Origin of the sequence: Amycolatopsis sp. A133, assembly GCF_031082405.1 — a bacterium.
Taxonomy (GTDB): Bacteria; Actinomycetota; Actinomycetes; order Mycobacteriales; family Pseudonocardiaceae; genus Amycolatopsis.
This window is the reverse complement of record NZ_JAVHJU010000008.1, coordinates 234,777-259,407: the sequence shown is the minus strand read 5'-3', so window position 1 is coordinate 259,407 and position 24,631 is coordinate 234,777. Positions and strand designations below refer to the sequence as shown.

At 71.4% G+C, this 24,631-nt stretch carries 22 protein-coding genes; 11 read left to right on the top strand and 11 right to left on the bottom strand.

The window, feature by feature from the left end; genetic code table 11:
- The first annotated feature begins 104 nt into the window (after nucleotides 1-104).
- From Q5425_RS11755 to Q5425_RS11730, 6 genes are all read left to right on the top strand, one after another.
- Nucleotides 105-629, top strand: coding sequence for a (2Fe-2S)-binding protein (locus Q5425_RS11755; RefSeq protein WP_191310424.1), 525 nt, complete (start codon nucleotides 105-107; stop codon nucleotides 627-629).
- Nucleotides 629-3,070: a molybdopterin cofactor-binding domain-containing protein gene (locus Q5425_RS11750; protein ID WP_308672187.1), complete on the top strand. Its 2,442-nt coding sequence runs from the start codon at nucleotides 629-631 to the stop codon at nucleotides 3,068-3,070. The genes Q5425_RS11755 and Q5425_RS11750 overlap by 1 nt, the downstream gene beginning before the upstream one ends.
- Nucleotides 3,067-3,921: a xanthine dehydrogenase family protein subunit M gene (locus tag Q5425_RS11745; protein WP_308672186.1), complete on the top strand. Its 855-nt coding sequence runs from the start codon at nucleotides 3,067-3,069 to the stop codon at nucleotides 3,919-3,921. Before Q5425_RS11750 ends, Q5425_RS11745 begins: the two co-directional genes overlap by 4 nt.
- A gap of 87 nt (nucleotides 3,922-4,008) precedes the next feature.
- A complete protein-coding gene (locus Q5425_RS11740; protein WP_308672185.1) occupies nucleotides 4,009-5,007 on the top strand; it encodes an SRPBCC domain-containing protein in 999 nt (332 codons plus the stop codon).
- Between the two features lie 523 nt (nucleotides 5,008-5,530).
- Entirely contained in the window at nucleotides 5,531-6,754 is a 1,224-nt protein-coding gene (locus Q5425_RS11735; protein WP_308672221.1) for a GGDEF domain-containing protein, read from the top strand.
- A gap of 464 nt (nucleotides 6,755-7,218) precedes the next feature.
- Nucleotides 7,219-8,286, top strand: coding sequence for an NAD(P)-binding domain-containing protein (locus Q5425_RS11730; RefSeq protein ID WP_308672220.1), 1,068 nt, complete (start codon nucleotides 7,219-7,221; stop codon nucleotides 8,284-8,286).
- A gap of 87 nt (nucleotides 8,287-8,373) precedes the next feature.
- Here Q5425_RS11730 and Q5425_RS11725 read toward each other — a convergent pair whose 3' ends face one another.
- Nucleotides 8,374-9,423, bottom strand: a complete 1,050-nt coding sequence (locus tag Q5425_RS11725; RefSeq protein ID WP_308672184.1) for an aldo/keto reductase — start codon at nucleotides 9,421-9,423, stop codon at nucleotides 8,374-8,376.
- A gap of 101 nt (nucleotides 9,424-9,524) precedes the next feature.
- Here Q5425_RS11725 and Q5425_RS11720 point away from each other — a divergent pair, with 101 nt between their 5' ends.
- The 4 genes from Q5425_RS11720 to Q5425_RS11705 all read left to right on the top strand — a co-directional run bounded on the left by Q5425_RS11720 (nucleotide 9,525) and on the right by Q5425_RS11705 (nucleotide 14,157).
- On the top strand, nucleotides 9,525-10,097 hold the full coding sequence (locus tag Q5425_RS11720) for a TetR/AcrR family transcriptional regulator (RefSeq protein WP_308672183.1): 573 nt from the start codon (nucleotides 9,525-9,527) through the stop codon (nucleotides 10,095-10,097).
- Nucleotides 10,098-10,400: 303 nt separating this feature from the next.
- On the top strand, nucleotides 10,401-11,957 hold the full coding sequence (locus Q5425_RS11715) for a discoidin domain-containing protein (protein ID WP_308672182.1): 1,557 nt from the start codon (nucleotides 10,401-10,403) through the stop codon (nucleotides 11,955-11,957).
- Nucleotides 11,958-11,968: 11 nt separating this feature from the next.
- Complete coding sequence (locus Q5425_RS11710) at nucleotides 11,969-13,201, top strand: MFS transporter (protein ID WP_308672181.1); 1,233 nt, start codon at nucleotides 11,969-11,971, stop codon at nucleotides 13,199-13,201.
- Nucleotides 13,198-14,157, top strand: coding sequence for a hypothetical protein (locus Q5425_RS11705; protein ID WP_308672180.1), 960 nt, complete (start codon nucleotides 13,198-13,200; stop codon nucleotides 14,155-14,157). The genes Q5425_RS11710 and Q5425_RS11705 overlap by 4 nt, the downstream gene beginning before the upstream one ends.
- Here Q5425_RS11705 and Q5425_RS11700 read toward each other — a convergent pair.
- Together Q5425_RS11700 and Q5425_RS11695 are read right to left on the bottom strand one after the other, a co-directional pair.
- Complete coding sequence (locus Q5425_RS11700) at nucleotides 14,043-14,549, bottom strand: hypothetical protein (protein WP_308672179.1); 507 nt, start codon at nucleotides 14,547-14,549, stop codon at nucleotides 14,043-14,045. The two genes, Q5425_RS11705 and Q5425_RS11700, sit on opposite strands and share 115 nt — an antisense overlap.
- On the bottom strand, nucleotides 14,546-15,280 hold the full coding sequence (locus Q5425_RS11695) for a VOC family protein (RefSeq protein WP_308672178.1): 735 nt from the start codon (nucleotides 15,278-15,280) through the stop codon (nucleotides 14,546-14,548). Before Q5425_RS11695 ends, Q5425_RS11700 begins: the two co-directional genes overlap by 4 nt.
- An 85-nt stretch (nucleotides 15,281-15,365) precedes the next feature.
- Here Q5425_RS11695 and Q5425_RS11690 point away from each other — a divergent pair, with 85 nt between their 5' ends.
- On the top strand, nucleotides 15,366-16,304 hold the full coding sequence (locus tag Q5425_RS11690) for an Lrp/AsnC family transcriptional regulator (RefSeq protein WP_308672177.1): 939 nt from the start codon (nucleotides 15,366-15,368) through the stop codon (nucleotides 16,302-16,304).
- Here Q5425_RS11690 and iolD read toward each other — a convergent pair.
- The 8 genes from iolD to Q5425_RS11650 are packed head-to-tail and all read right to left on the bottom strand — an operon-like array spanning nucleotide 16,289 to nucleotide 24,531.
- Nucleotides 16,289-18,124: a 3D-(3,5/4)-trihydroxycyclohexane-1,2-dione acylhydrolase (decyclizing) gene (gene iolD, locus Q5425_RS11685; RefSeq protein ID WP_308672176.1), complete on the bottom strand. Its 1,836-nt coding sequence runs from the start codon at nucleotides 18,122-18,124 to the stop codon at nucleotides 16,289-16,291. The two genes, Q5425_RS11690 and iolD, sit on opposite strands and share 16 nt — an antisense overlap.
- Nucleotides 18,121-19,011, bottom strand: a complete 891-nt coding sequence (gene iolB, locus Q5425_RS11680) for a 5-deoxy-glucuronate isomerase (protein WP_308672175.1) — start codon at nucleotides 19,009-19,011, stop codon at nucleotides 18,121-18,123. Before iolB ends, iolD begins: the two co-directional genes overlap by 4 nt.
- The gene (locus Q5425_RS11675; protein ID WP_308672174.1) at nucleotides 19,008-19,898 is read right to left on the bottom strand and encodes an aldolase; all 891 of its coding nucleotides are present in this window, start codon (nucleotides 19,896-19,898) and stop codon (nucleotides 19,008-19,010) included. The genes iolB and Q5425_RS11675 overlap by 4 nt, the downstream gene beginning before the upstream one ends.
- A complete protein-coding gene (gene iolC / locus Q5425_RS11670; protein WP_308672173.1) occupies nucleotides 19,895-20,824 on the bottom strand; it encodes a 5-dehydro-2-deoxygluconokinase in 930 nt (309 codons plus the stop codon). Before iolC ends, Q5425_RS11675 begins: the two co-directional genes overlap by 4 nt.
- Nucleotides 20,821-21,600: an ATP-binding cassette domain-containing protein gene (locus tag Q5425_RS11665; protein WP_308672172.1), complete on the bottom strand. Its 780-nt coding sequence runs from the start codon at nucleotides 21,598-21,600 to the stop codon at nucleotides 20,821-20,823. The genes iolC and Q5425_RS11665 overlap by 4 nt, the downstream gene beginning before the upstream one ends.
- Nucleotides 21,597-22,640 carry an ABC transporter permease gene (locus Q5425_RS11660; RefSeq protein ID WP_308672171.1) on the bottom strand — a complete coding sequence of 348 codons (1,044 nt, stop codon included), beginning with the start codon at nucleotides 22,638-22,640 and terminating at the stop codon, nucleotides 21,597-21,599. Before Q5425_RS11660 ends, Q5425_RS11665 begins: the two co-directional genes overlap by 4 nt.
- Nucleotides 22,637-23,629, bottom strand: a complete 993-nt coding sequence (locus Q5425_RS11655; protein ID WP_308672170.1) for a sugar ABC transporter substrate-binding protein — start codon at nucleotides 23,627-23,629, stop codon at nucleotides 22,637-22,639. The genes Q5425_RS11660 and Q5425_RS11655 overlap by 4 nt, the downstream gene beginning before the upstream one ends.
- 2 nt (nucleotides 23,630-23,631) lie before the next feature.
- Entirely contained in the window at nucleotides 23,632-24,531 is a 900-nt protein-coding gene (locus tag Q5425_RS11650) for a TIM barrel protein (protein ID WP_308672169.1), read from the bottom strand.
- Nucleotides 24,532-24,631 lie beyond the last annotated feature (100 nt).

The following is a 24,631-nucleotide window of genomic DNA, read 5'->3' as shown; positions in this document are numbered from 1 at the left end:
GTGACATCAGGGCTTGTCGACGCGAAGGTCGCGTAGCACGCTCGGGGCTTGTGAGCCCGATCACTGTCGGGCAGGCCGTTCCCGAACCGGCTTTTGGAGGCCTGATGCGCATTACCGTCACCGTCGACGGGACGAAGTACACCGACGAAGTCGAACCCCGCACCCTCCTCGTGCACCACCTGCGGGAGCGGCTCGGCAAGGTCGGCACCGTCGTCGGCTGCGACACCAGCAACTGCGGCGCCTGCACCGTCCACCTCGACGGGCACAGCGTGAAGTCCTGTTCCGTGCTGGCCGTGCAGGCCGACGGCTGCGAGGTCACCACCGTCGAGGGCCTGGCCCGCGACGGCAAGCTGCACCCGGTGCAGCAGGCGTTCCACGACAACCACGCCCTGCAGTGCGGGTTCTGCACGCCGGGGATGATCATGCAGTCGATCGACCTGCTGGCCGACAACCCCGACCCGGACGAGCAGGCCGTCCGCGAAGGCCTCGAAGGCAACCTCTGCCGCTGCACCGGCTACCAGAACATCGTGCGCGCGGTCCGCGACGCGGCGCAGCACATGAGCCCCGGCGCCGGGCCCGAAGCCGAGCGGATCGCCGAGAACAAGCACGTCGGCGTGGGGGGTGACTGATGACCGCCACGATCGAACCGGAGGTCGGGAAGTCCCGCCGCCGCAAGGAGGACGAGCGGCTCATCACCGGCCGCACCCGCTGGACCGACAACATCACGCTGCCGGGCCTGCTGCACATGGCCGTCCTGCGCAGCCCGTTCGCGCACGCCAAGATCGTCTCGATCGACACGTCGGCGGCGAAGAACGCGGCCGGCGTCATCGCCGTCTACACCGCGAAGGACCTCGACCCGGACGGCTCGGTGGGCATGCCGTGCGCGTGGCCGATCACGCCGGACATGAAGGCGCCGCGCCGCCCGGTGCTCGCCTCCGACCGGGTCAACTTCGCCGGTGAAGGCGTCGCGGTCGTCGTCGCGCGGTCGTCCGCCGAAGCGCACGACGCGCTCGAGGAGATCGACGTCGAGTACGACGAGCTCCCGGTCGTCCTGGACATGGAAGCCGCGATCGCCGACGGCGCCGCGCTGGTCCACGAGGAACTCGGCACCAACACGAGCGCCGTCTGGAAGTTCGACTCCGCCGAGGCCGGCACCGGCGGCAACGTCGAGGACGCGATCAGCTCCTCGGAGGTCGTGCTCAAGCGCCGCTTCCGCCAGCAGCGCCTGGTCCCGGCGTTCATGGAGCCGCGCGCCTGCGTCGTCGATCCGACCAGTACGCAGATCACCATGTGGTCGGCCACGCAGGTCCCGCACATCCTGCGGGTGATGTCCGCGCTGACGCTCGGCATCCCCGAGCACAAGCTGCGCGTGATCGCCCCGGACGTCGGCGGCGGCTTCGGCGGCAAGATCGGCGTCCTGCCGGAAGAGATGATGTCGCTGCTGGTCGCGCGGAAGCTCGGCAAGCCGGTCAAGTGGAACGAGACCCGCTCGGAGACGATGCTCGCCGCCCACCACGGCCGCGACCAGATCCAGGACATCACCATTTCGGCGACCCGCGACGGCCAGGTCACCGGGCTCAAGGTCGAGCTGCTCGCCAACCTCGGCGCGTACAACGGCCTGGTCGGCCCCGGCGTGCCGATCCTCGGCGCGTTCATGTTCAACGCGATCTACAAGTTCCCGGCGTACCACTTCGCGTGCACCAACGTGTACACGACGACGACGCTGACCGACGCCTACCGCGGCGCCGGCCGCCCGGAAGCGACGTTCGCGATCGAGCGGATCATGGACGAGCTCGCCGTCGAGCTCGGCATGGACCCGATGGAACTGCGCGAAAAGAACTGGATCAAGCACGAGGAGTTCCCGTTCACGACCGTGTGCGGGCTGACCTACGACTCCGGCAACTACGAGGCCGCCACCGAGAAGGCGAAGCAGCTCTTCGACTACGACGGCCTGCGCGCCGAGCAGGAGAAGCGCCGCGCGTCGAAGGACAAGGTGCAGCTCGGCATCGGCATCTCGACGTTCACCGAGATGTGCGGGCTCGCGCCGTCGCGGGTGCTCGGCTCGCTGGACTACGGCGCCGGCGGCTGGGAGTACGCGTCGATCCGGATGCTGCCGACCGGCAAGGTCGAGGTCACCACGGGCGCGTCCGCGCACGGCCAGGGCCACGAGACGGCGTGGAGCCAGATCGTCGCCGACCAGCTGGGTGTCGCGTTCGAGGACGTCGAGATCCTGCACGGCGACACGCAGTCGTCGCACAAGGGCATGGACACCTACGGTTCGCGGTCGCTGGTCGTCGGCGGGATCGCCGTCGTCAAGGCCGCCGAGAAGGTCGTCGCCAAGGCGAAGCCGATCGCGGCGCACCTGCTCGAATGCGCCGAGGACGACCTCGAATTCGCCGGCGGCAAGTTCACCGTGAAGGGCACCACCACGTCGACGACCATGGGCGACATCGCGCTCGCGGTGTTCGCGGCGCACAACCTGCCCGACGGGGTCGAGCCGTCGCTCGACTCGGACGCGACGTTCGACCCGGAGAACTTCTCGTTCCCGCACGGGACGCACCTGTGCGCCACCGAGGTGGACACCGAGACGGGCCGGGTCAAGCTGCGCTCGTACGTCTGCGTCGACGACGTCGGGGTCGCGGTGAACCCGCTGATCGTCGAAGGCCAGGTGCACGGCGGGCTGGCGCAGGGCATCGCGCAGGCGCTGTTCGAGGGCACCGAGCACGACGAGAGCGGCACGCTCACCACCGGCACGTTCGCCGACTACCTGCTGCCGTCGGCGGCCGACCTGCCGTCGTTCACCACCGACCGCACCGAAACGCCGTCGACGACGAACCCGCTCGGCGCCAAGGGCGTCGGCGAGGCGGGCACCATCGCCTCCACCCCGGCGGTGGTCAACGCGGTGATCGACGCCGTGCGGCACTTCGGCGTGAACGACATCGAGATGCCGCTGACCCCGATGCGGGTCTGGCACGCCATCCAGCACGGCACCAGCGACGCGGGCGGCCCCGGCCGCGGCGAAGCCGGTGGCGGGCTCGGTTCGATCGACGCCACCGGAGGTGCGCAGTGATCCCGGCTCCCTTCGACTACGTCCGCCCGTCCACAGTGGACGAAGCGGTGCAGGCGCTGGCGTCGGCGGGCGAGGACGCCAAGGTGCTGGCCGGCGGGCAGAGCCTGCTGCCGGTGCTGCGGATGCGGCTGGCCGCGCCGACCACGCTGATCGACCTCGGGCGCGTCGCGGAACTGCGCGGCGTCCGCGAAGAGGGCGACGTGCTGGTGATCGGCGCGATGACGACGCACTACGAGGTCCAGCGCGACGCCCTGGTGGCTTCGCACGCCGCCTTGCTCAAAGAGGCGACGGACACGGTGGCCGACCCGCAGATCCGCCACCGCGGCACGTTCGGCGGCGCGATCGCCCACGCCGACCCGGCCGGCGACCTGCTGGCGCCGGTGCTCGCGCTCGACGCGGAACTGGTGCTGGCCGGGCCGTCCGGGCGCCGGACGGTGCCGGCCGCGGAGTTCTTCCGCGACCTGTTCACCACCGCGCTGGCCCCCGATGAGCTGCTGGTCGAGGTCCGCGTGCCGAAGCACACGGGGTGGCGGGCGCACTACGAGAAGTTCAACCGCGTCGCCCAGGCGTGGTCGATGGTGGCGGTCGCGGTCACCGTCCGCACCGAGGCGGGCGTGATCGAGGAAGCGAAGGTCGCGCTGACCAACATGGGTTCGACACCGGTCCGCGCGGCGGGCGTCGAAGCGGCACTGGTCGGCGTCCAGGCCACGGCGGACTCGATCGCCGCGGCGGCTTCGCACGCGGCGGAGGGCACGAATCCGCCGGTCGACAGCAACGCCGACGTCGAATACCGCCGTCACCTCGCCCAGGTGCTGACGGGTCGCGCGATAGCGGCGGCGGCCGGCGCCTGAGGTCCGGTTCGTCCCCCTGGCCGCCGCCCCGGCGGCGGCTAGGGTGGGCACCGGACACCTCAGGACTGGCAGAGAGGAGGTCGGCCCGTGCGGCTCGACCACGAATTCACCGTCCCGGCTCCGATCGGCGAGGTCTGGCAGGCGGTCGTCGACCCCGAGCGCGTCGCCCCGTGCATGCCCGGAGCGACGCTGACCAAGGTCGAGGGCGACAGGTTCAGCGGCACGGTGAAGGTCAAGCTGGGGCCGATTTCGTTGCTGTACAAGGGCAACGGCGAGTTCCTCGAGAAGGACGAAGCCGCGCACAAGGTGACGATCAAAGCCTCGGGCAAGGATTCCCGGGGCTCGGGCACGGCGGCGGCAACGGTGACGTTGACGTTGACGGAGACCGACGGCGGAACCCACGGCGCGGTGGCAACGGACCTGGCGATCACGGGCAAGCCCGCCCAGTTCGGCCGGGGTTTGATCAGCGAGGTGGGCGGCAAGATCCTCGATACGTTCGCGGGGTGCCTTTCGGGGAAACTGGGTCCGGAGGAGGGAGCTGCGGCTTCGGCGCCGGGTACTTCCGCGGCGGGTGTTTCTGCGCCGGGTGCCGCGGCCCAGGGGACTCCCGCCTCGGGTGCTGCGGCCCGGGGGAGTTCCGCCCCGGATGCTGCGGCCCGGGGGAGTTCCGCCCCGGAAGCTGCGGCCCGGGAGACTTCTGCGCCGGGTGCTGCGGCGCAGGGCACGCCGGCTCAGGGTGCCCCGGCGGAGCAGGCCGCCGCCCAGCCGGTGGCCGAGCCGGCCGCGAAGCCGGTGCCGGACCAGGGCGAGCGTCCGGCCGAGCCGACGGGCACCTCCGAGCCGCTGGCCAAGCCGGAGCCGGCGGTCAAGCCGGCCCCGACCACCGCGGAGATCAACACGGAGCCGAAGGCCAAGCCGGCGACGGACCGGCCGTCGTTGCACAGCGTCCCGGCACCCCCGGAGACCGACGCGATCGACCTGCTCGATTACGCGGGCCAGTCGGTCCTCAAGCGGGTGGCCCCGGTGCTGATCGCCATCGCCGCGGTGGCCGGCTTGGTGGCGATCGTGCGCGCGCTGCGGAAGTGAGCTGAGCGGTACCGCGGCGGGGGCTGGTCCGGGTGGCGATCGTGCGCGCGCTGCGGAAGTGAGCTGAGCGGTACCGCGGCGAGGCTGATCCGCGTGGCGACCGTGCGCGGGCTGCGCGGGTGAGCTGATCCGCGTCCGGCCCCGACGGCTCGGTTCGGCGCGCCGCGGTGACCGGCTCGGTGGCGATCGTGCGCGCCTCTGCGCAGGTGACCTCGGCCGACATCGATCGTTCGGCCCGGTCCCGGGGCGGCGTACCCCCATCGGTGATCCGCCGGCGGGTCGCTGAGCTGGGTCGATCTACCCTGAGCGGGCCTTCGCGCAGGTGCCTTGCCCGCAATTCCCCCGGACTGGCGACGCGGCTCGCCGGAACGGCTACGCTGGGCTACCTGGTCGGCCGAACTTTGGGCAAGGGGTACGTCGCGATGCCGGTTCGTCACGTCTGTGGCCTCGGCTCTTGAGAGCCCAGGCCGCCGGGCGCCGGGAAGCGCTTTCCGCCTGGACGGGCTGGCCTGCGCGGTGGGCGATGTGGGGCGGGGCGAAGCCGCGTTGGATCGCCTACGCCCTCGGGTGCGAACTTCTCGCCGTTGCCGCTACCGGGGCGGCTTTGGCCACCGGGTTCGGTGGGCCGGTGCGTCTGGTGTGGTTCGGCGTGCTCGTCGCCCTCGGGGTGGTCCAGGCCGAGATGTCGCGCCGCATCGAACGGCTGCGGCGGTGGATGAGCGGGCAGATGCACATCAACGTCACGTCCGTCTGGTACCTCGCCGGTGTCGTTCTGCTTCCGCCGGCTTGGGTGGCGTTGCTGGCCGTCGTGCTTTACACACACCTGTGGGTGCGAGTGTGGCGAGAGGTCCGTACGCGGCCCGCGCACCGTTTTGTTGCGAGCACGGCGTGGGCGATGCTCTCCTGTTTCGCTGCTTCCTCCGTTCTCGCGGTGTTGGGGTTGCACGGGACGCCGTTGCAAACGCCGCGCGGGTTGCTCGCGCTCTGCCTGGCTGCGGCGGTGTTCGAGCTGGTGAACGTCGGCCTGGTGGCGGCCGGGATCTACCTGTACACCAGCCAGCGCTCGGCGGCGGACCTGATCGGCACGTGGGAGGACAACGCTTTCGAGCTGGCGACGCTCTGCCTGGGCGGGCTCGCCGCCCTCGCACTGGTCGAGCAGCCGGTGCTGGTGGTGTTCGTCGTGGCGCCGCTGCTGTTGCTGCACCGCTACCTGTTGCTGAAACAGCAGTTGCAGGTCGCGGCCGTCACCGACGAGAAGACCGGGCTGCTCAACACCGCGGGCTGGCACGAAGCCGCGGTGCGCGAACACGCCCGCCTCCAGCGCCGCGGCGCCGTCGGGGGCTTCGCGGTGCTGATGATCGACCTCGACCACTTCAAGCGGATCAACGACACCTACGGCCACCTGACCGGCGACGACGTGCTGGCCGCAGTCGCGGTGGCGATCTCCGGGGCGGTCCGCCAGGGAGACACGGTGGGCCGGTTCGGCGGTGAGGAGTTCGTCGTGCTGCTGCCGGGCATCGGCCGCGCGGACGTGCTCGCCATCGCCGAACGGGTGCGGGTGGCGGTGGGCGAGCTGACCGTGGTGATCTCGACGGGTGGCGGGACGGTCCGGGTGAGCGGCCTGTCGGTGTCGATCGGGGTCGCGCGGTACCCCGACGCTGGGCCGGCTCTCGACGATGTTCTGCGCACCGCGGATGCGGCGCTGTACCGGGCCAAGGAGGCCGGCCGCAACCGGGTCGCGGTGTGAGGGTGGTGGGGTTGGTCGGTGGCGCCGGCAGGGCGTGGGCTGTCGGGGCCGGTTGGCGTGATGGTGCCGTCGGGCCAAGGAGGCCGGTCGCGGCCGGGTTGTGGTGAGGGCTGGCTGGCGGTGCCGGGGGAGGGGCTCCGGGGGCTGGCTGGCGTGATGGTGTATCGGGCCAAGGCGGCTGGTTGCAGCCGGATTGCGGTGTGAGGAGTGCCGGGAGCTGGCCGGCGGCGGAGGGAAAGAGCCGCTTGGGGCTGGACGGCAGCGGAGGGTGGGCCGGCTCAACGGGGCTCGGTCGCAACCCGGATCGCCGTGGGAGGAGGCGTGGGGCCCGGAATCTGGCCGCGCCGCCGCGTGGCAATCCGTGGCGAGCGAACCGGTGTGACGGCCTGCGGAAGAACGACGGCAGCCGTGGCGTTGTGACGTACTCCGCGAAATACGTTGCTCCTCCTGCCGTTGCACTCCGTATGAGCGGTGCGGATCACGAGACGGACGTGGTGGTGATCGGTGCCGGGCAAGCAGGCCTGTCCGCCGCCTATCATCTGCGGCGGGCCGGGTTCGGGAACCGGGCCGGGTTTGTGGTTCTTGATCACGGGAAGCGGGCCGGCGGTGCCTGGCAGTACCGGTGGCCGTCGCTGGTTCTGGGGAAGGTGCATAACCTTCATGACCTGCCCGGGATGGCCTTCGGCACCCCGGACGTCACCCGTCCCGCCTCCGAAGTGGTCTCCGAATACTTCGCGCGCTTCGAAAGCGTTTACGACCTTCCCGTGCTCCGGCCCGTCGATGTCCGATCCGTGACGCGGGCGGGGGAGCGCCTGGTCGTTTCCAGCCCGGCGGAATCCTGGGCCGCCCGGGCCGTCATCAGCGCCACCGGGACCTGGGACCGGCCCTTCTGGCCGCACTACCCCGGACAGGAAACCTTCGCCGGCCGCCAGCTGCACACCGCCGACTACGCCGGGCCCGAAGACCTCCGCGGCCGGCGGGTGGTCGTGGTCGGGGGCGGGGCGTCGGCCGTTCAGCTGCTCATGGAGTTCGCGCCGCTCGCCCGCGCCACCGCCTGGGTCACGCGGCGGCCGCCCGTCTGGCGTGACGAGCCCTTCAGCGAGGACTGGGGACGCAGCGCCGTCGCCAAGGTCGACGAGCGGGTGCGGGCCGGGCTGCCGCCCGAAAGCGTGGTCAGCGTGACGGATCTGGCCGTGACGCCGGAGGTGCGGGCCGCCCGCGCCGCCGGGATCCTCGACCGGCGGCCGATGTTCGAGCGCATCACGCCCGGAGGCGTCGTCTGGGCGGACGGCTCGCGGTTCGACGCCGACGTGATCCTTTGGGCCACGGGCTTTCGCGCGGCGATCGACCACCTCGCCCCGCTGCACGTCCGCGAACCCGGTGGCGGGATTCGCATGGACGGCACGCGGGTGGTGCTCGAGCCGCGCCTGCACCTGGTGGGGTACGGACCGTCGGCGAGCACGGTCGGCGCCAACCGGGCCGGCCGCGCCGCGGTGACGGAGATCCGGAAACTGCTGCGCTCGGATCGGTGAGGGTCTTCGCCGGTGGGTGCGGGTTCGAGGTGCCATGACTTCGAAACTACCGAACATCTGTGCGATTGCCATCGCTGAACCGGGTGATCATGTCAGCGCCATTCCCGGCACGCGGGCGCGGATCGCCGCCATGGTCGCCTCGTCCGAAACGCCCTGCCAGTCGTACCGCGGCGTGTAGGGCGCGGTGAGCGTCCGGACGTCCTCTTCGGACAGTTCGACGTCCAGTGACGCGACGGCGTCGTCGATCTGCCGGATCGAACCGGCGCCGACCAGCGGGGCGGTGACGACCGGCTGGCGGTGCAGCCAGGCCAGGGCGATCGCCGCGCGGCTCACGCCGTGGGCGGCCGCGACCTTTCCGACCGCGTCAACGATCGCGCGGTTCGACGCCTCTTCCGCTGGCGAATACAGCAGGTCCGCGTAAGCCCCGTCGGTGCCGGAACGGGCGGTCGACTTCGCGTCGTCCCAGGCGCGCGCCAGCCGGCCGCGGGCCAGGGGGCTCCAGACGATCGTGCCGACGCCTTCGTCCAGGCACAGCGGGATCATCTCGCGCTCTTCCTCGCGGGCGAGCAGGTTGTAGTGGTCCTGCATGGACACGAACCGCGCCCACCCGTGCTGCTTCTGCAGGTGCAGGGCCTTGGCGAACTCCCAGGCGAACATCGACGACGCGCCGAGGTAGCGCACCTTGCCCGCCTTGACCAGGTCGCTGAGTGCTTCGAGGGTCTCTTCGAGCGGTGTCTCGTGGTCGTTGCGGTGGATCTGGTACAGGTCGATGTAACCGGTGCCGAGCCGACGGAGGCTGTGGTCCACCTCGGTCATGATCGCCTTGCGGGACAACCCTTTCCCGTTCGGACCCGGGCGCATCGGGTGGCGCAGCTTGGTGGCGATCACGACGTCGTCGCGGTCGGCGAAGTCCTTCAGCGCGCGCCCGAGGATCTCCTCGCTGGACCCGTTGGAGTACATGTTCGCGGTGTCGAAGAAGTTGATGCCCGCCTCGAGGGCGTGCTTGATCAGGGGCCGGGCCTCGTCTTCGCCGAGGGACCAGACGGGGTGGCCTCGGTCGGGCTCGCCGTAGGTCATCGCGCCGATCGCGACGGGTGAGACGTCCAGGCCGGTGGCGCCGAGCTTCACATAACGCATGAGGGGGGTCTCCTGACGGCAACTCGCGGAGGATTCTCCGGATGTAAGGGTGAAACTAGCGGAGGATTCTCCGCATGTCAACGATGAGGCATGATCGGGGCATGACCGACGGGACGTACGGCACCCAGCGCAAGGCCGCCGCGCGCAACCGGACCGCGATCATCGAGGCCGCCCACGAGCTGTTCGCGCAGAACCCGCTCGTGCCGCTGAGTGAGGTCGCCAAACGGGCCGGAGTCGGCGCCGGAACCCTCTACCGCCACTTCCCGGCCCGCGAAGACCTGATCCTCGCCGCCTACCAGCACGACATCGAACGCCTCACGACGACCGCCGACGAGGTGCTGGCCCGCCATTCCTCCGCGAAAGCCGCCTTCGTCGAGTGGTTCGAGACGCTGTCGGCCTACATCCGCATCAAGCACGGCCTCGGCGACGCGCTGCACAGCGCCGCCGCCCAGGAGCTGATCAGCGCCTCGTGGGCGCCCACCACCGCAGCCGTCAAGAAGCTCGTCGACGCGTGCGTGGCCGAGGGCACCATCGCTGCCGGGCACGACCCCGCCGACATCATCATGCTGATGAGTTTCCTGTGGCGTGTCGCGAACAACGACGAGGGCGCGGCTCAGGGGCGACGCCTGATCGCCGCTGTCTTCACCGGCCTTCAGACGCCCCCGGGTGAGTGAGGTATCGGCCCGTAGCGCGGCGGTGTCCTGACGGCCGGTCCCGGGACGCGGAGCAGTGTGCCGCTCACTGGCACACACTCTGAACTGCGGAAACCGTGAAAAACTCACCCTCTTGACCGATTCAAGGACAAGACACGTCTTGTCAGCCGGAACACCTGCTCGTTAAGGTCCGCTTAGTTAGGAAACTTTCCTAACTGTTTGTTCCTGAAGAACCCGACGCCGCAGCCCACCAGCCACCGCCAGGCCCGTAAGGAGCGCGACGTGCTGTCCACCCGCCTACGTCCTTTAGCCCGACTCACCCCGGTGATCGCCGCCGTGGTGCTGTTGCCCTCCGCGATCGCGGCGGCCGCCACCACCGAGGCCGCCGATGTCCTGCTCTCGCCGGGAAAACCGGTCGCCACCTCGACCACCGAAGGCTCGTCGTACACCGGCGCCAAGGCCGTCGACGGCAGCACCACCACCCGCTGGGCCAGCGCCGAAGGCGCCGACCCGCAATGGCTGCGGATCGACCTCGGCCAGACCGCGAGCATCCACCGCGTGGTCCTCAACTGGGAAGCCGCCTACGCGAAGAAGTACCGCATCGAGGTCTCCGACGACGGGACGTCGTTCACCACGGCCGCCACCGTCGACACCGGCGACGGCAAGCTCGACGACCTCGGCGGCCTCACCGCCCGCGGCCGGTTCGTGCGCTTCGTCGGCCTCACCCGCGCGACGAGCTACGGCTACTCCTTCTGGGAGATGCAGGTCTTCGGCAGCACGGACTCCTCGGGTGACACCCAGGCTCCGACCACCCCCGCCGGCCTCACCGCCGGGACGACGACCGCCACGAGCGTCGCGCTGACCTGGGGGGCCGCCGGCGACAACGTCGGCGTCACCGGGTACGACATCCTCCGCAACGGCACGGCCGTCGCCACCAGCGCGACGACGTCCTACACCGACACCGGGCTCACCCCGGCCACGAGCTACACCTACGCCGTCCGCGCTCGTGACGCCGCGGGGAACACCTCACCGGCGAGCACCCCGATCACGGTCAAGACCGCGGCCGGGAGCGCGGGGTTCGTCCTCGCCGCGGCCGGCGACATCGCCGAGCGCTGCACCGCGAGCAGTTCGAGCTGCGTGCACGTGAAGACCGCGAAGCTCGTCGAAGCCATGAACCCGGCCGCGGTCATCACCATGGGCGACAACCAGTACGACGACGCCCACCTCTCGGACTTCAAGTCCTACTACGACACGACGTGGGGCAAGTTCAAGAGCAAGACCAAGCCCATCCCGGGCAACCACGAAACCTACGACGACACGCCCTACAAGGGCTACGACGACTACTTCGGCGCCATCGCGAAGCCGCAGGGCAAGCGCTACTACAGCTGGGAACTGGGCAACTGGCACTTCATCGCCCTGGACTCCAACGACTTCGCCACCCACGACTTCGGCCCGAGCGAGCAGCTGGCGTGGCTGAAGCAGGACCTCGCCAACAACACGAAGGGCTGCGTCGCCGCGTACTACCACCACCCGCGGTGGAGCTCCGGTGACCACGGCGACAACCCGGACAGCACCGAGCTGTGGAACCTGATGGTGGCCAACAAGGTCGATCTCGTCCTCAACGGCCACGACCACGACTACGAGCGGTTCGTGCCGCAGAACGCCGACGGCAAGGCCGACGCCGCCGGCCCGGTCGAGATCGTCGGCGGCAGCGGTGGCGCCAACCTGTACGACCTGAGCCCGGCGCACCCGACGACCGCCAAGCTGCTGAAGACCTACGGCGTCCTCAAGCTGTCGATGACCGACACGTCGTTCCAGACGCAGCTCATCGGCGTCGACAGCAAGGTTCTCGACAGCAGCCCGACCTACACCTGCCACTAGGAGGCACGGGCATGTACATCGCGGCAAGCCGTACCTCGGACCTGGCGGCCGGGACCGACCGCAAGCCCGCGCTGAAGCGGGTGTCCGCCAACGTGGTGGCGCTGGGCGCGGTCAGCCTGGTCACCGACGTCTCGTCGGAGATGGTCACCGCCGTCCTCCCGCTCTACCTGGTGCTCGGCCTCGGCCTGAACCCGCTGCAGTTCGGGCTGCTCGACGGGCTCTACGCGGGCGCCACCGCGGTCGTGCGGGTGCTCGGCGGGCACCTCGCCGACCGGTGGCGGCGGCTCAAGGCCGTCGCCGGGTTCGGGTACGGCTTGTCCGCGGTGTGCAAGCTCGGCCTGGTCGCGGCCGGTTCGTCGGTCGCGGCGATCGGGGTCGTGCTCGCCGCCGACCGCACCGGCAAGGGGCTGCGCACCGGCCCGCGCGACGCGCTCATCTCGCTCAGCAGCGAGCCGGAGACCCTCGGCCGGTCGTTCGGGGTGCACCGGGCGATGGACACGGTCGGGGCGTTCCTCGGTCCGCTGGTGGCGATGGCGGTGCTCGCGCTGAGCCTCGGCAGCTACACCAGCGTGTTCTTCACCAGCTTCTGCGTCGCGGCCATCGCCGTCCTGCTGCTGGCCCTGTTCGTCCGGGACCGGCCCGGCAGCGTCGACCGCGCGGCGGTATCGGCGAGAGCTGCGTTCGGCCTCCTGAAGCAGCAGGACTTCCGGCGCGTCGCGCTCTGGGCGGCGCTGCTGGGCCTGGTGACGGTCGGCGACTCGTTCGTCTACCTCGTCCTGCAGCGGCGCTGGGAGATCGCGGCGACGTACTTCCCGCTGCTGCCGCTGGGCACCGCCGGGGTCTACCTGCTGCTGGCCGTGCCGCTCGGCAAACTCGCCGACCGCGTCGGCCGCTGGCCGGTGTTCCTCGGCGGGCACGCCGCGCTGGTCGTGGCCCTGGTGCTGCTCTGCGGCCCGCAGGCCGGGCTCTGGCTCGCCGTGGTCGCGCTCGGCCTGCACGGCGTGTTCTACGCGGCCACCGACGGCGTCCTGATGGCCGCCGCCGGCCCGCTCATCCCCGCCGGCCTGCGTGCCACCGGCATGGCCGTGGTGCAGACGGGACAGGCCGTCGCCCGGATGTTCTCCTCCGTCCTCTTCGGGCTGGCGTGGACGATGTGGGACCTGCGGCCCGCGGTGCTCGTCGCCGCCGGCTGCCTGGCCGTCGTCGCCCTCGCCGCCGCCTTCGCGAAACCGGTGCGCCCGTGAAGAAACTCGTCCTCGCCCTCACCGGCACGGCCCTCCTGGTGGCCGCAGCCGTCACGTACACCGTCAGCGCGCGGCACGACACGGCGGCCGCCGAGCCCGCCGCCGCCTTGACCCTGGCCCCCGGGCAGCTGCTGTTCCGCGACACCGCCACGGGCCGCGTCGGCGCCGTCCCGCTCGGGGAAATCACGGCAAAACCGCAGCTCAGCGGCCTGAAGTGTGACCGGTTCGCGGTGGCGAAGCAGACGGCGGTGTGCCTGGCCGTGCGGCCGGGCACGCTCCCGGCGGTGACCGACGTCCTCGTCCTCGACGACCACCTCGCCGTCCGCCACACCGAAACCCTGCCCGGCACGCCGAGCCGCGCGCGCGTCTCGCCGGACGGCCAGCGTGTCTACTGGACACTGTTCGTCACCGGTGATTCGTATGCGCAGACCGGCTTCTCGACCCGCGCCGGGCTCTACGACGTCAACACCGGACGGCTGGTCAAGACGATCGAGGAGCTCCCGGTGTTCATCGGCGGCCACCGTTACTTCGCGCACGACGCCAACTACTGGGGCATCACGTTCGCTCCCGACGGCAACCGCTTCTACGCCACCCTCGGCAGCAAGGGCAAGACGTACCTCGTCGAAGCCGACTACGCGCGCTACCAGGGGAAAGCCCTGCGCGAGAACGTCGAGTGCCCGTCGTTGTCCCCGGACGGCAAGCGGGTGGCGTTCAAGAAGAAGGTCTCTGACGGCGCCTGGCGGCTGTCCGTCCTGGAGCTCGGGACGCTGAAGGAGACCGAGCTCGCCGAGACCCGCAGTGTCGACGACCAGGCGCTCTGGCAGGACGACGGCACGATCCTCTACGGGCTGGACGACGCTGTTTGGGCGGTCCCGGCGGACGGCTCCGGCTCGCCGCGGCGGCTGGTCGGCGGAGCCGCGTCGCCGGCCGTCGCGGCCAGCGCGGCCGCCAAGTAGGCCAGCTGTTCCGGAATCCGGATCCACAACGGATCGCCGGCCCCGGGGACGTGCGTCAGCGCGGCGTGGACGTTCGCCGGCAGCAGGCAGGCGAACAGCACGACCAGGCACCACCCGGCCGCCCGCCGGGTCCGCGGGAGCACCAGCCCGAGTGCGCCGAGCAGCTCCAGCACGCCGGTGCCGTACACGACCGGAGACGGGAACGGCACGAACGGCGGCACCATCGCCGTGAGCGTGCCGTGGCCGGGCATGAACCCGAGGCCGTCCGGCGCGAAGTGCGCGGACGCCGTGACCACGAGCATCACCGCGAGCCCGTGGGCGGCGGCCACCCGCCACGACGGGAACCGCAGCCGGAACAGGAGCGTGGCGCCCACGAGCAGCCCGAAAATCATGACGCCTCCGTGAATTCCAGGCCGAGCCCGTCCGTGGCGGACCCGGCGCTGCGGCGGGCGTGGGCGAGGTCGTCCACCGCGATGATCATCGCCTCCAGCCGCGTGGCCGGGCCGCGGACGATCTCCAGCCGGGCCTTGCCCACGGGGAACACGCCCGGCCGCGCCGGAGCCCGGCCGAGTATCCGCGCATAGCGGTCCACGATCGCGGCGAAGTCGGCTTCGGCCGCCGCGATCCGGACCGCCGCCAGACCGCGGGCGCCGTTGGGGTGCTCCACACCGCGCACGTGCTCGCGCGTCAGGTGCTGGGCGATGCCGATGTACCCCTCCGGCGTCGAGCGCGGGTCCAGGTGCACGGCCCGCGCCCGCAGGGTGCCCGCCCCCTCGACGGCGCGCTCCAGGTCGAGGACGCCGGAAGCGGGGACACCCGCCAAGGACAGAGCCGAGGCGTCGGGCGTTTCGAAGTTGAGGATGCGGAAGCCCGTTCCCATTTCCCGGGTGTGCCAGGGATCGGGTGCCGTGTCGTCGACGATGCCCAGGAGCTCGATGTAGGCGTTGCCGAAGTAGATGCACCGGTTGGCCGTGCAGCCGGGCACCGGGGGTTCCCCCGGAGCCGGGCTGAGCAGGTGACGTGAGCGCGGGCTCACGGTGAACCCGAGCGAGGCGTAGCGGGCGGCCAGCCCGTCAAGGTCGTGGGTCACGACCCCCGTGTGGTGAAAGCCGGTGATGGTCATGCGCCGAGCTTGTCCGGGCCGCACCCGGGGAAGCCCGTCGCGGGAGAGTCCACGCCGGAATCCGGCGCCGCCCTATCCTGACCGGGTGGAATCCGTCACCCTCGATGCGCTGGACCGGCAGCTGCTGCAGGCTCTTCAGCTGGACGCGCGGGTGCCGTTCAGCCGGGTCGCGGTGGTCCTCGGCGTTTCGGACCGGACGCTCGCCCGGCGCTTCACCCGCCTCCGAGAGGCCGGTGCGGTGCGGGTCAGCGCGGTGCCCCGGGGACGCTCGGAGTGGCTGGTCCGGCTGCGCGTCCGCCCGCACGCCGCCGCCGCGCTCGCGCAGGCGCTGGCCGCCCGCGCCGACACCGCGTGGGTGACGCTCCTGTCCGGGGACACCGAACTCGTCTGCCTGCTCCACGCGTCCGGCGCCCTGCCGACGGCCGAGCTGAGCCGGCACCCGCACGTGACCGACGTCCGCGCCCAGCAGTTCCTGCGGTCCTTCATGGACGGCTGGTGGCCGGGACGCACCTCGGCACTGGCGGCCGAGCAGATCGCCGCGCTGCGGGAGCCGGAGACCGGGCGGGCCGTGGTCGAGCCGGCGGACCTGGACCGGCGGCTGCTGCCCGCACTGGCCGCCGACGGCCGGGCAGCGTACGCGGACCTCGCCGTCCGCGTCGGCTGGTCGGAGTCGGCGGTGCGGCGGCGGCTGGAGGAGCTGCGCCGCGCGGGCCGGCTGCGGTTCCACGTCGAGGTCGACCCGGCGCTGTACGGGTACACGACGCAGTGCCTGGTCTGGCTCGCCGTCGCCCCGGCCCACGTCACGACCGTGGCCGGGGCACTCGCGGCGGACGACGAGACCGCGCACGTCGCCGCGACGACCGGCACCCGCAACCTCCTGGCCGTCCTGGTCTGCCGGAACCCGGACGAGCTGTACGCGTACGTCACCGAGCGGGTCGGCGCCCTTCCGGGTGTCGAACGGATCGAGACGGCCACCGTCGGCGCGTACACCAAGCGGTTCGCCCCGGCTCAGGACTCGAGGTAACGCACCTGCGCGCCCTTCCCGCGCTCGTACTCGTCCCGTCCGGCCAGGTGCTCCGGCACGCCGATCTCCCACCAGGCGCCGGCCTCGGTCCACGCCGACGGCTGTGTCTTCACCACGACCACGGCCGGGCGGCGTTCCGAGACGGCCGCCTCGCGTGCCTCGGCGTACGCAGCGCGCAGGGAGTCCAAAGTGGATGCCGAGAAGACCACACAGCCCAGTGACTCGGCATGGCGAGCGAAGTCGACCCGCGGCGGCGAAGCGTGCGAAGTCGTGCAGTCGGCGTAGAAGTTGTTGAACGGCTTGCCGCCCTGACCCTCCTGGAGCCGGGCGATCACCGCGTAGCCGTCGTTGTCGCACACCACCGCGACGAACGGATGACCCGCGAAGGCGGCCGAAAACAGCTCCGAGTTGAGCATCAGGTACGAGCCGTCGCCCAGCAGCGTCGTCACCAGCCCGGGGTGGGCGATCGCCGCGCCCCACGCGCCGGACAGCTCGTAGCCCATGCAGGAGAACCCGTACTCGACGTCCATCGAGACCGCGCCGGACCCGCGCCAGCCGCCGATGAGCTCGCCCGGCAGCCCGCCGGACGCCGTCATCACGTAGTCGCCGTCCGCCGAAAGGTCGTTCACCACTCCGACGACCTGGGCGTAGGACGGCACCTCGGACGAAACCGCACGCAACGAGTCGATGTGCGCGTCCCAGGAAGCGCGCTCGGCCGCGGCCCGGGCCGTCCACGCCGGGTCCACCCGCCAGCTCTCCAGCTGGGCGGCGAGGTCGGCCAGGCCCGCGTCGGCGTCCCCGACCACCGACAGCGCCCCGCGCTTCACCGCGTCGAACCGGGCCGCGTTGAGCGCGACCAGCCGGACGTCGGGGGCGAACACCGTCCAAGACGCCGTCGTGAAGTCCTGCAGCCGCGTTCCGACGGCGAGGACGACGTCCGCCGCGCCCGCGACGGCGTTCGCCGACGTCGAGCCGGTGATGCCCAGCGGTCCGGCGTGCAGCGGATGCCCGTGCGGCACCAGGGTGCGGCCCGCGGTCGTCTCCACGACCGGGATCCCGTGCCGTTCCGCGAAGCCGAGCGCGCGCTGCCCGGCGCCGGAGTACCGGACACCCCCGCCGAGCACCAGCAGGGGCCGCTTCGACGATCGCAGGACCCCGGCCGCCTCGGTGACCGAGCGCCGGTCCGGGCGCGGGCGCAGCGGGCGGTGCGTCACCGGCTCGAACAGCGCGTCCGGGAAGTCGTAGGTCTCCGCCTGGACGTCCTGCGGTAGCGCCAGGGTGACCGGCCCGGCGTCGGCCGGGTCCGTGAGCACCCGCGCGACCTGCGGCAACGTCGAGAGCAGCTGCTCGGGCCTGCTGATCCGGTCGAAGTAGCGCGAGACGGCGCGGAAGGCGTCGTTCACCGTCGCGGTCGCGTCGCCGAACGGCTCGATCTGCTGCAGCACCGGGTCCGGCGCCCGGTTGGTGAACGTGTCGCCCGGCAGCAGCAGCACCGGCAGCCGATTCGCGTGCGCAACGCCGGCCGCGGTCACCATGTTCAGCGCACCCGGCCCGATCGACGACGTCACGACGCCGACCTGCCGCCGGTGCGTGGCCTTCGCGTACCCGACCGCGGCCAGCGCCATGCCCTGCTCGGTGTGCCCGCGCCACACGGGGAGGTCGCCGCGGTGTTCCTCCAGCGCGGTGCCGAGGCCGAGGACGTTGCCGTGCCCGAAGATCGCGAAGACGCCCGGGAACAGCGGGACTTCGGCGCCGTCCAGGGTTTCCGAGCGCTGGGCGAGGATCCAGCGGACCAGCGCTTGTGCCGTCGTCAGCTTCACCGGACACGCCCTTCGTGACTCGTGACGGGGCAGCGCGGATCGAGGTCCTGCGCCGCCCACGTGTCGCGGACCCAGCTGTGTGCGGGGTCGTCGCAGAACGCCATGGACCGCTCCCCGGCCGGCCCGGCCAGGACGTTCAGGTAGTACATCGGGTAGCCCGGCGCGGCCACGCACGGCCCGTGGTAGCCGCGCGGGATCAGGAAGACGTCGTGGTCGCGCACCGCGACGTCCTCGTCCAGCTCGCCGTCGCTCGTGTACGTCCGGTGCAGGCCGAAGCCTTCGCGCGAGGGCGTCACCCCGTCGCGCCCGGCGATGCGGAAGTAGTAGATCTCCTCGTTGACGACCTCGCACTCGGTTGCTTCGTCGTGCTTGTGCGGCGGGTACGACGACCAGTTGCCGCCCGGGGTGATCAGCTCGCACGCGTTGAGCTTGTCGGCGTGGTCCCACACCCCGGGCACGCCGAAGTTGGTCACCTGCCGCGTCGCCTGCCCGGCGCCGCGGACCTCGACCGGCACGTCCTCGGCCGGTCCGTAGCGAGGCTCCAGCCGCCGGGTGCAGCGGGCCATCGGCAGCGCGACCTCGAGGCCGTCCGTTGTCGACAACTCGACCTCGGCTTCGCGGGGCACGTAGGCGAAGTCCGTGACCCGCGTGAAGACCGACGAACGGCCGGTCAGTGCGAAGACCTGCCCGTCGACCCGGACCGTCGCGGAGCCGGAAAGGGGCAGGACGAAGGCCTCGAACTCGCCGGTGTGCAGGACCCGCACTTCCCCCGGGGCGAGGGAGAGCACCCGCAGCCCCGAATACCGCCAGCCCGCGGTGTCCGGGGTCAGCCGGACCGGGTCGGCGCCGTCGGACAGTGTCCCGAGTGGACGGTGCAGCTTGCTCACTTCGCGGCCTCCAGTACCTTCGCGGCGGCTTCCACGGCGGCGCCAACGTCACCGTCGGGCGGGTAGAGCAGGGTGCGGCCGACGACCAGGCCGCGCACGACGTCGTGGCGCAGCGTCCGGCCCCACGACGCCAGGTCGGCGGCCGGGTCGCCGGAGGGCATGCCGCCGAGCACGACCACCGGCAGCGTGGTGGCGCCCAGCACGGCGGCCGAGTCGGTGGACGGCAGCTTCAGCCAGGTGTGCGCCGACGTCGTCCCGAGCCCGGACGCCACCGTGACCGCCCGGGCCAGCGAGACGGGGTCCTGCTGCAGCACCAGTTTCCCGCTCTCGCGGGTGTAGGGCAGGGGCTCGACCATCGCCACCAGGCCGTACGCGGCCAGCTCGGTGACGGCGTCGGCGCAGGCCTGCAGGGTCGGGATCGTGCCGGGGTCGGAGTCGACGAGCCGCAGCAGCATCTTGCCGCCGTCGAGCCCGCAGTCGACGAGGGCCGGGGCGTCGTAACCGGTGAACCGGTCGTCGATCTCCCAGTCCGCGCCGGCCAGGCCGCCGCGGTTCATCGAGCCGAGGACGACCTTGTCGTGCAGGGCGCCGAGCAGCAGCAGCTCCTCGACGACGTCCGGGGTGCCGAGGATGCCGTCGACCGCCGGGTTGGCCAGCGCGACGAGCAGCCGGTCGAGGAGGGTGCGCCGGTCGGCCATGGCGAGCGGGTCGCCGCCGACGGACAGGGCACCGCGGGCCGGGTGGTCGGCCGCGACGAGGAACAGGGTCCCGCTGTCCGCCAGCAGGGTCGCGCGCCGCCTTCGGGTCGCGTACGCCTGCCGGACCGCGCCCGGGTCGGTGGCGCGGACGTGCAGGAGTTCCCGCCAGCGCTCGTCGGTGAGGATCACAGCAGCTCCTCGATCTCCTCGGCGGCCGGCATGGCGTCGGCGCAGGCCAGCCGGGACGCGACGAGCGCGCCCGCCGCGTTCGCGTACTGCGCGATCCGCACCGGTTCCCAGCCGGACAGGAGACCGTGGATCAGGGCACCGCCGAAGCCGTCGCCCGCGCCGAGCCCGCAGACGACCTCGACGCGCTGGGGTGGCACGGTCGAACGTCCCTCCGGCGTCGCCACGAGGACGCCCTCGGCGCCCTTCTTGATCACGGCCAGTCGCAGGCCGCGTTCCAGCAACCGGTCGGCGGCAATATCGGGCTCCGCGGTCCCGACGGCGACCTCCACCTCGGCGCGGTTGCCGACCGCGACGGTGACGTGGTCGAGCATCGCGCCGATTTCGGTTCGCGCGCTTTCGACGTCCGGCCAGAACATCGGCCGGTAGTCCAGGTCCAGGACGGTGTGCTCCCGGCGGCCCCGCCTTTCGAGGATCTTCCGCTGGGTCGTCCGGGCGGGTTCGGCGGAGACGCCGGTGCCGGTGACCCACAACAGCGGCACGGATTCGACGACGTCCCAGGGCACGTCGTCGTCGGTGAGCGTGAGGTCGGGGGCGATGGGGGAGCGGTAGAACAGCAGCGGCGGGTCCGCGGGCGGGTTCAGTTCGCAGAACACCACCGGCGTCTGCAGCTCCGGCGAAGTGCCCACGAAGGCCGGTGAGACGCCGAAGCCGTCGAGCGCCTGCCGGACGTAGTCGCCGAAGCCGTCCGGACCGACCTTGGTGAGCACCGCCGTGCGCCGGCCGAGCCGTGCGGCGGCGACCGCGACGTTGGTCGCGGTCCCGCCGAGCGACTTCGCGAACGTGCTGACCCCGGCCAGGGGCACGCCGCTCTGCTCCGGGTAGAGGTCGACCCCCACCCGGCCGATCGTCAGCGCTTCGAGACTCACGCCTTCTCCACCTGCCGCAGTTCGTGTTCGAGGGCTTCGAGTTCCGCGCCGCCCGCCATCTGCCGGGTCAGTTCGCCGATGTCGATCTCGGACTTCTCGTAGTGCCCGAGCGCGGCACCCCGCTTGAGCAGCAGGAACCGGTCGGCGACGGGGTAGGCGTGGTGCGGGTTGTGCGTGATGAGCACAACGCCGAGCCCGCGGTCACGGGCCTGGGCGACGTACTTCAGCACGACCCCGGCCTGCTTGACACCCAGCGCGGCCGTCGGCTCGTCGAGGATCAGCACCTTCGCGCCGAAGTGCACCGCGCGCGCGATCGCGACGCACTGGCGTTCACCGCCCGAAAGCGTCCCGACCGGCTGCTCGACGTCCCGCAGGTCGATGCCCATGTCGGACAGCGCCTTCTTCGTCGTCTCACGGCCCTTTTTGCGGTCCAGCATCCGGAACGGGCCGAACCCGGTCGTCGGCTCGGAGCCGAGGAAGAAGTTGCGCCAGACGCTCATCAGCGGCACCACGGCGAGGTCCTGGTACACGGTCGCGATGCCGCGGTCCAAGGCCTCACGCGGCGAGACGAACTTCACGGGCTCGCCCTCGATCAGGAACTCGCCCCGGTCGTGCTGGTGCACCCCGGCCAGGATCTTGATCAGCGTCGACTTCCCGGCGCCGTTGTCGCCGAGCACGCAGGTGACCTCGCCCGCGTTGACCACGGTGGACACATCGCGCAGCGCGATCACGCTGCCGTAGGTCTTCCCGATGTCCTTGACTTCCAGCAAGCTCATCGGCGTACCCTCTCCGCGCGGCGCCGGAAGGCGTTGTTGACCAGGACCGCGGCCAGCAGCATGACGCCGAGGAACAGCATGAACCAGTCGCTGTTCCACTGCGCGAACACGATGCCCTGGCGCGCCATGCCGAAGATCAGCGCGCCGATCGCCGCGCCCACCGCCGAGCCGAACCCGCCGGTGAGCAGGCAGCCGCCGATCACCGCCGCGATGATGTACTGGAACTCCAGCCCGATGCCCTGGTTCGCCTGCACGCTGGCGAAGCGCAGGATGTTGATCGAGCCGACCAGCCACGCGCCGAGGGCGGTGCCCATGAACAGCAGGATCTTCGTGCGCACCACCGGCACACCGACCGAGCGGGCCGACACCTGCGACCCGCCGACCGCGAAGATCCAGTTGCCGAACCGGGTCCGCACCAGCAGCCACGCGGCGATCGCCGTGACGACCACCCACCAGATGATCGACGACTGGAACTGCGTGCCGCCGATGTCGAACGTCGACGCGAACAGCGCGCCGGCCGACTCGTAGCCGCCGGTCGAGCGCATGCCCGACACCTGGACGGTGTTGGTGACCAGCCGCGTCACGCCGAGGTTGAGCCCTTGGAGGGCCAGGAACGACCCGAGCGTGACGATGAAGCTGGGCAGCCCGGTCTTCAGCACCAGCCAGCCGTTGAACGCGCCGACGCCGAGGGCGAAGACGAGCGAGGCCAGCAGCGCGAGCCAGACGTTCCAGCCCGCCTGCGTCGCCAGGATCGCCGTGACCAGCGACGTCGACGCCGTCATCACCCCGGCGGAGAGGTCGAACTCGCCGCCGACCATGAGCAGCGCGACCACGACGGCCATGATGCCCAGCGTCGAGGAGTCGTCGAGCCACGTGGCCACGCCCAGCGGGCTGAGGAACTGGCTGGTGACGACGGAGAAGAACACGAATACGAGCACGGCGCCGAGCAGCGCGCCGATCTCGGGGCGGACCACGAGCCGGTCGGTCAGCCCCTTCTTCGCTACGCGTTCGTCGGGTTGCGACTGGATGGCTGCGGTCATCGCGTGCCGCGCTGCGCGTACGGGGCCACGGTGTCGATGTTGGTCTTGTCGACGAAGCCGGGGCCGGTCTGCACCGGGTGGCCGCCGCCGATGGTGTTGCCGTTTTCCTTGTACAGCTTGAGGAAAACGATCGGCAGGTAGCCCTGCTCGTACTGCTGCTGGTCGACGGCGAAGAGGATGCTGCCGTCCTTGATGCCCGCGACGACGTCGGCGTTCAGGTCGAAGGTGGCCACCTGGGCCTTGGAGCTCGCTTCCTTCGCCGCGCTCACCGCGCGGGCCGCGACCTGGGAGTTCAGCGCCAGCACCGCGTCGATCGACGGGTCGGACTGCAGCGCGCCGCGGATGCGGGCCTGCGCGTCGGTCGGGTTGGAGATGTCGACCTGCAGCGTCGAGACGTCGCCGAAGGCCTGCTTCGCGCCGTCGCAGCGCTGGTTCTGGCCGATGTTGCCGGCCTCGTGGATGACGCACAGCAGCTTCGTCTTGCCGGCCGCCTTGAGCCGCTGCCCGGCGCCCTGGCCCGCGAGGCCCTCGCTCTGCCCGACGTGCGCGATCGCGCCGAAGGCGGCGCTGGAGTCCTCGCCGGAGTTGATGGTGATGACCGGGATGCCGGCCTTGACCGCGTTCTGGATCGACGTCTGCAGGGCCTGGGGGTTCGCCATCGAGACGACCAGGCCGCCGACCTTCTGCGCGACCGCGTTGTCGATCAGCCGGGCCTGGTTGCCCGGGTCGCCGTCGGAGAAGTAGTCGACGCCGACGCCCAAGTCCTTGCCGGCCTGCTCGGCGCCGTTCTTCACGACGTTCCAGAAGGCGTCGCCCGCCGTGCCGTGGGTGACGACGGCGACCTTCAGCGGCCCGCCCGTGCTCGGCGCCACGGCCGAGGAGCTGGCGCTGCTATTGGAGTTGTCGGCGGCCGGGCCGCTGCAGGCGGAGAGGACCAGTCCGGCGGCGGCGATCGCCGCCACACCGGCCAGCTTCTTGACAGAGAACACAGTCACTCCTTCGGGACCAGGGGTTGAAGCGAGTCGGTGATCTTCGCGAGGTGGGCCAGGCTGCGCCCGGTGTCCCGCCGGGGCAGGTCGTCGGGGCTCCCCTCGCCGAGGGCGGTGTCCTGTTCGAGGACGTACCAGCCGTCGTAGCCCGCGGCCTGGACGGAGCGCACCATCGACGCCACGTCCACGTCGCCCTCGCCGAGCGGGGTGTACATGCCCCGCCCGACCGCGTCGGTGTAGGCCAGCCGGCCACTGCGGACCTCGGCCGCCAGGTCTTCCCGGACGTCCTTCAGATGCACGTGCCCCACCCGTTCGGGATACCGCTTCGCCAGCTCGACCGGATCGGTCCCGCCGATCATCAGGTGCCCGGTGTCGAGGCACAACCCGAGGTCGGAATCGGCGAGGAAGCGCTCGACCTCGGCCTGCTGCTCCACGTGCGTGCCGACGTGCGGGTGCAGCACCGTGCGCAGGCCGTGGGCCGCGGCGAGGTCGCGGATCTTCCCGGCCGTGTCGACGAGCGTCGCCCATTCGGCGTCGGTGAGGCGCGGGCGGTCGTCGTAGCCGTCGAGGCCGGTCGCGGCGGCGAGGACGAGGACGTCGCCCCCGCACGCGGCGAACAGCGCGGCCGACTCTTCCGCTTCGGCCAGCGCGTGCTCCTGGTTCTCGTGCAGGACGACGGCGAGGAAACCGCCGACGAGCGTCAAGCCGTGGTGCCCCAGCAGCTCCCGCAGCTCGGCCGGGTCGCGGGGGAGGTAGCCGGGCGGGCCCAGTTCGGTGGCCTGCACCCCCAGCTCCGCCATCTCGCCGAGCACGGTCGCCGCGTCCAGCACCCGGCCCCACCCGGGGACTTCGCACACACCCCAGGAGATGGGGGCGGCGGCCACGCGGATCGTCGCTGTCACAAGGGGCCTCCGTCGGTCCGTTGGAGCGCTCTATTGATTAGAGCGCTCTAATCTTGTAACGTCGGTCACAGCAAGTCAAGTCCGAGTTTTCCGAGATCAG

Bases quoted from the DNA above. Each gene is read 5' to 3' on its own strand.
- Q5425_RS11755 (WP_191310424.1), top strand. From the start codon at position 105: ATGCGCATTACCGTCACCGTCGACGGGACGAAGTACACCGACGAAGTC.
- Q5425_RS11750 (WP_308672187.1), top strand. From the start codon at position 629: ATGACCGCCACGATCGAACCGGAGGTCGGGAAGTCCCGCCGCCGCAAG.
- Q5425_RS11735 (WP_308672221.1), top strand. From the start codon at position 5,531: ATGTGGGGCGGGGCGAAGCCGCGTTGGATCGCCTACGCCCTCGGGTGC.
- Q5425_RS11730 (WP_308672220.1), top strand. From the start codon at position 7,219: ATGAGCGGTGCGGATCACGAGACGGACGTGGTGGTGATCGGTGCCGGG.
- Q5425_RS11725 (WP_308672184.1), bottom strand. From the start codon at position 9,423: ATGCGTTATGTGAAGCTCGGCGCCACCGGCCTGGACGTCTCACCCGTC.
- Q5425_RS11720 (WP_308672183.1), top strand. From the start codon at position 9,525: ATGACCGACGGGACGTACGGCACCCAGCGCAAGGCCGCCGCGCGCAAC.
- Q5425_RS11710 (WP_308672181.1), top strand. From the start codon at position 11,969: ATGTACATCGCGGCAAGCCGTACCTCGGACCTGGCGGCCGGGACCGAC.
- Q5425_RS11700 (WP_308672179.1), bottom strand. From the start codon at position 14,549: ATGATTTTCGGGCTGCTCGTGGGCGCCACGCTCCTGTTCCGGCTGCGG.
- Q5425_RS11695 (WP_308672178.1), bottom strand. From the start codon at position 15,280: ATGACCATCACCGGCTTTCACCACACGGGGGTCGTGACCCACGACCTT.
- Q5425_RS11665 (WP_308672172.1), bottom strand. From the start codon at position 21,600: ATGAGCTTGCTGGAAGTCAAGGACATCGGGAAGACCTACGGCAGCGTG.
- Q5425_RS11660 (WP_308672171.1), bottom strand. From the start codon at position 22,640: ATGACCGCAGCCATCCAGTCGCAACCCGACGAACGCGTAGCGAAGAAG.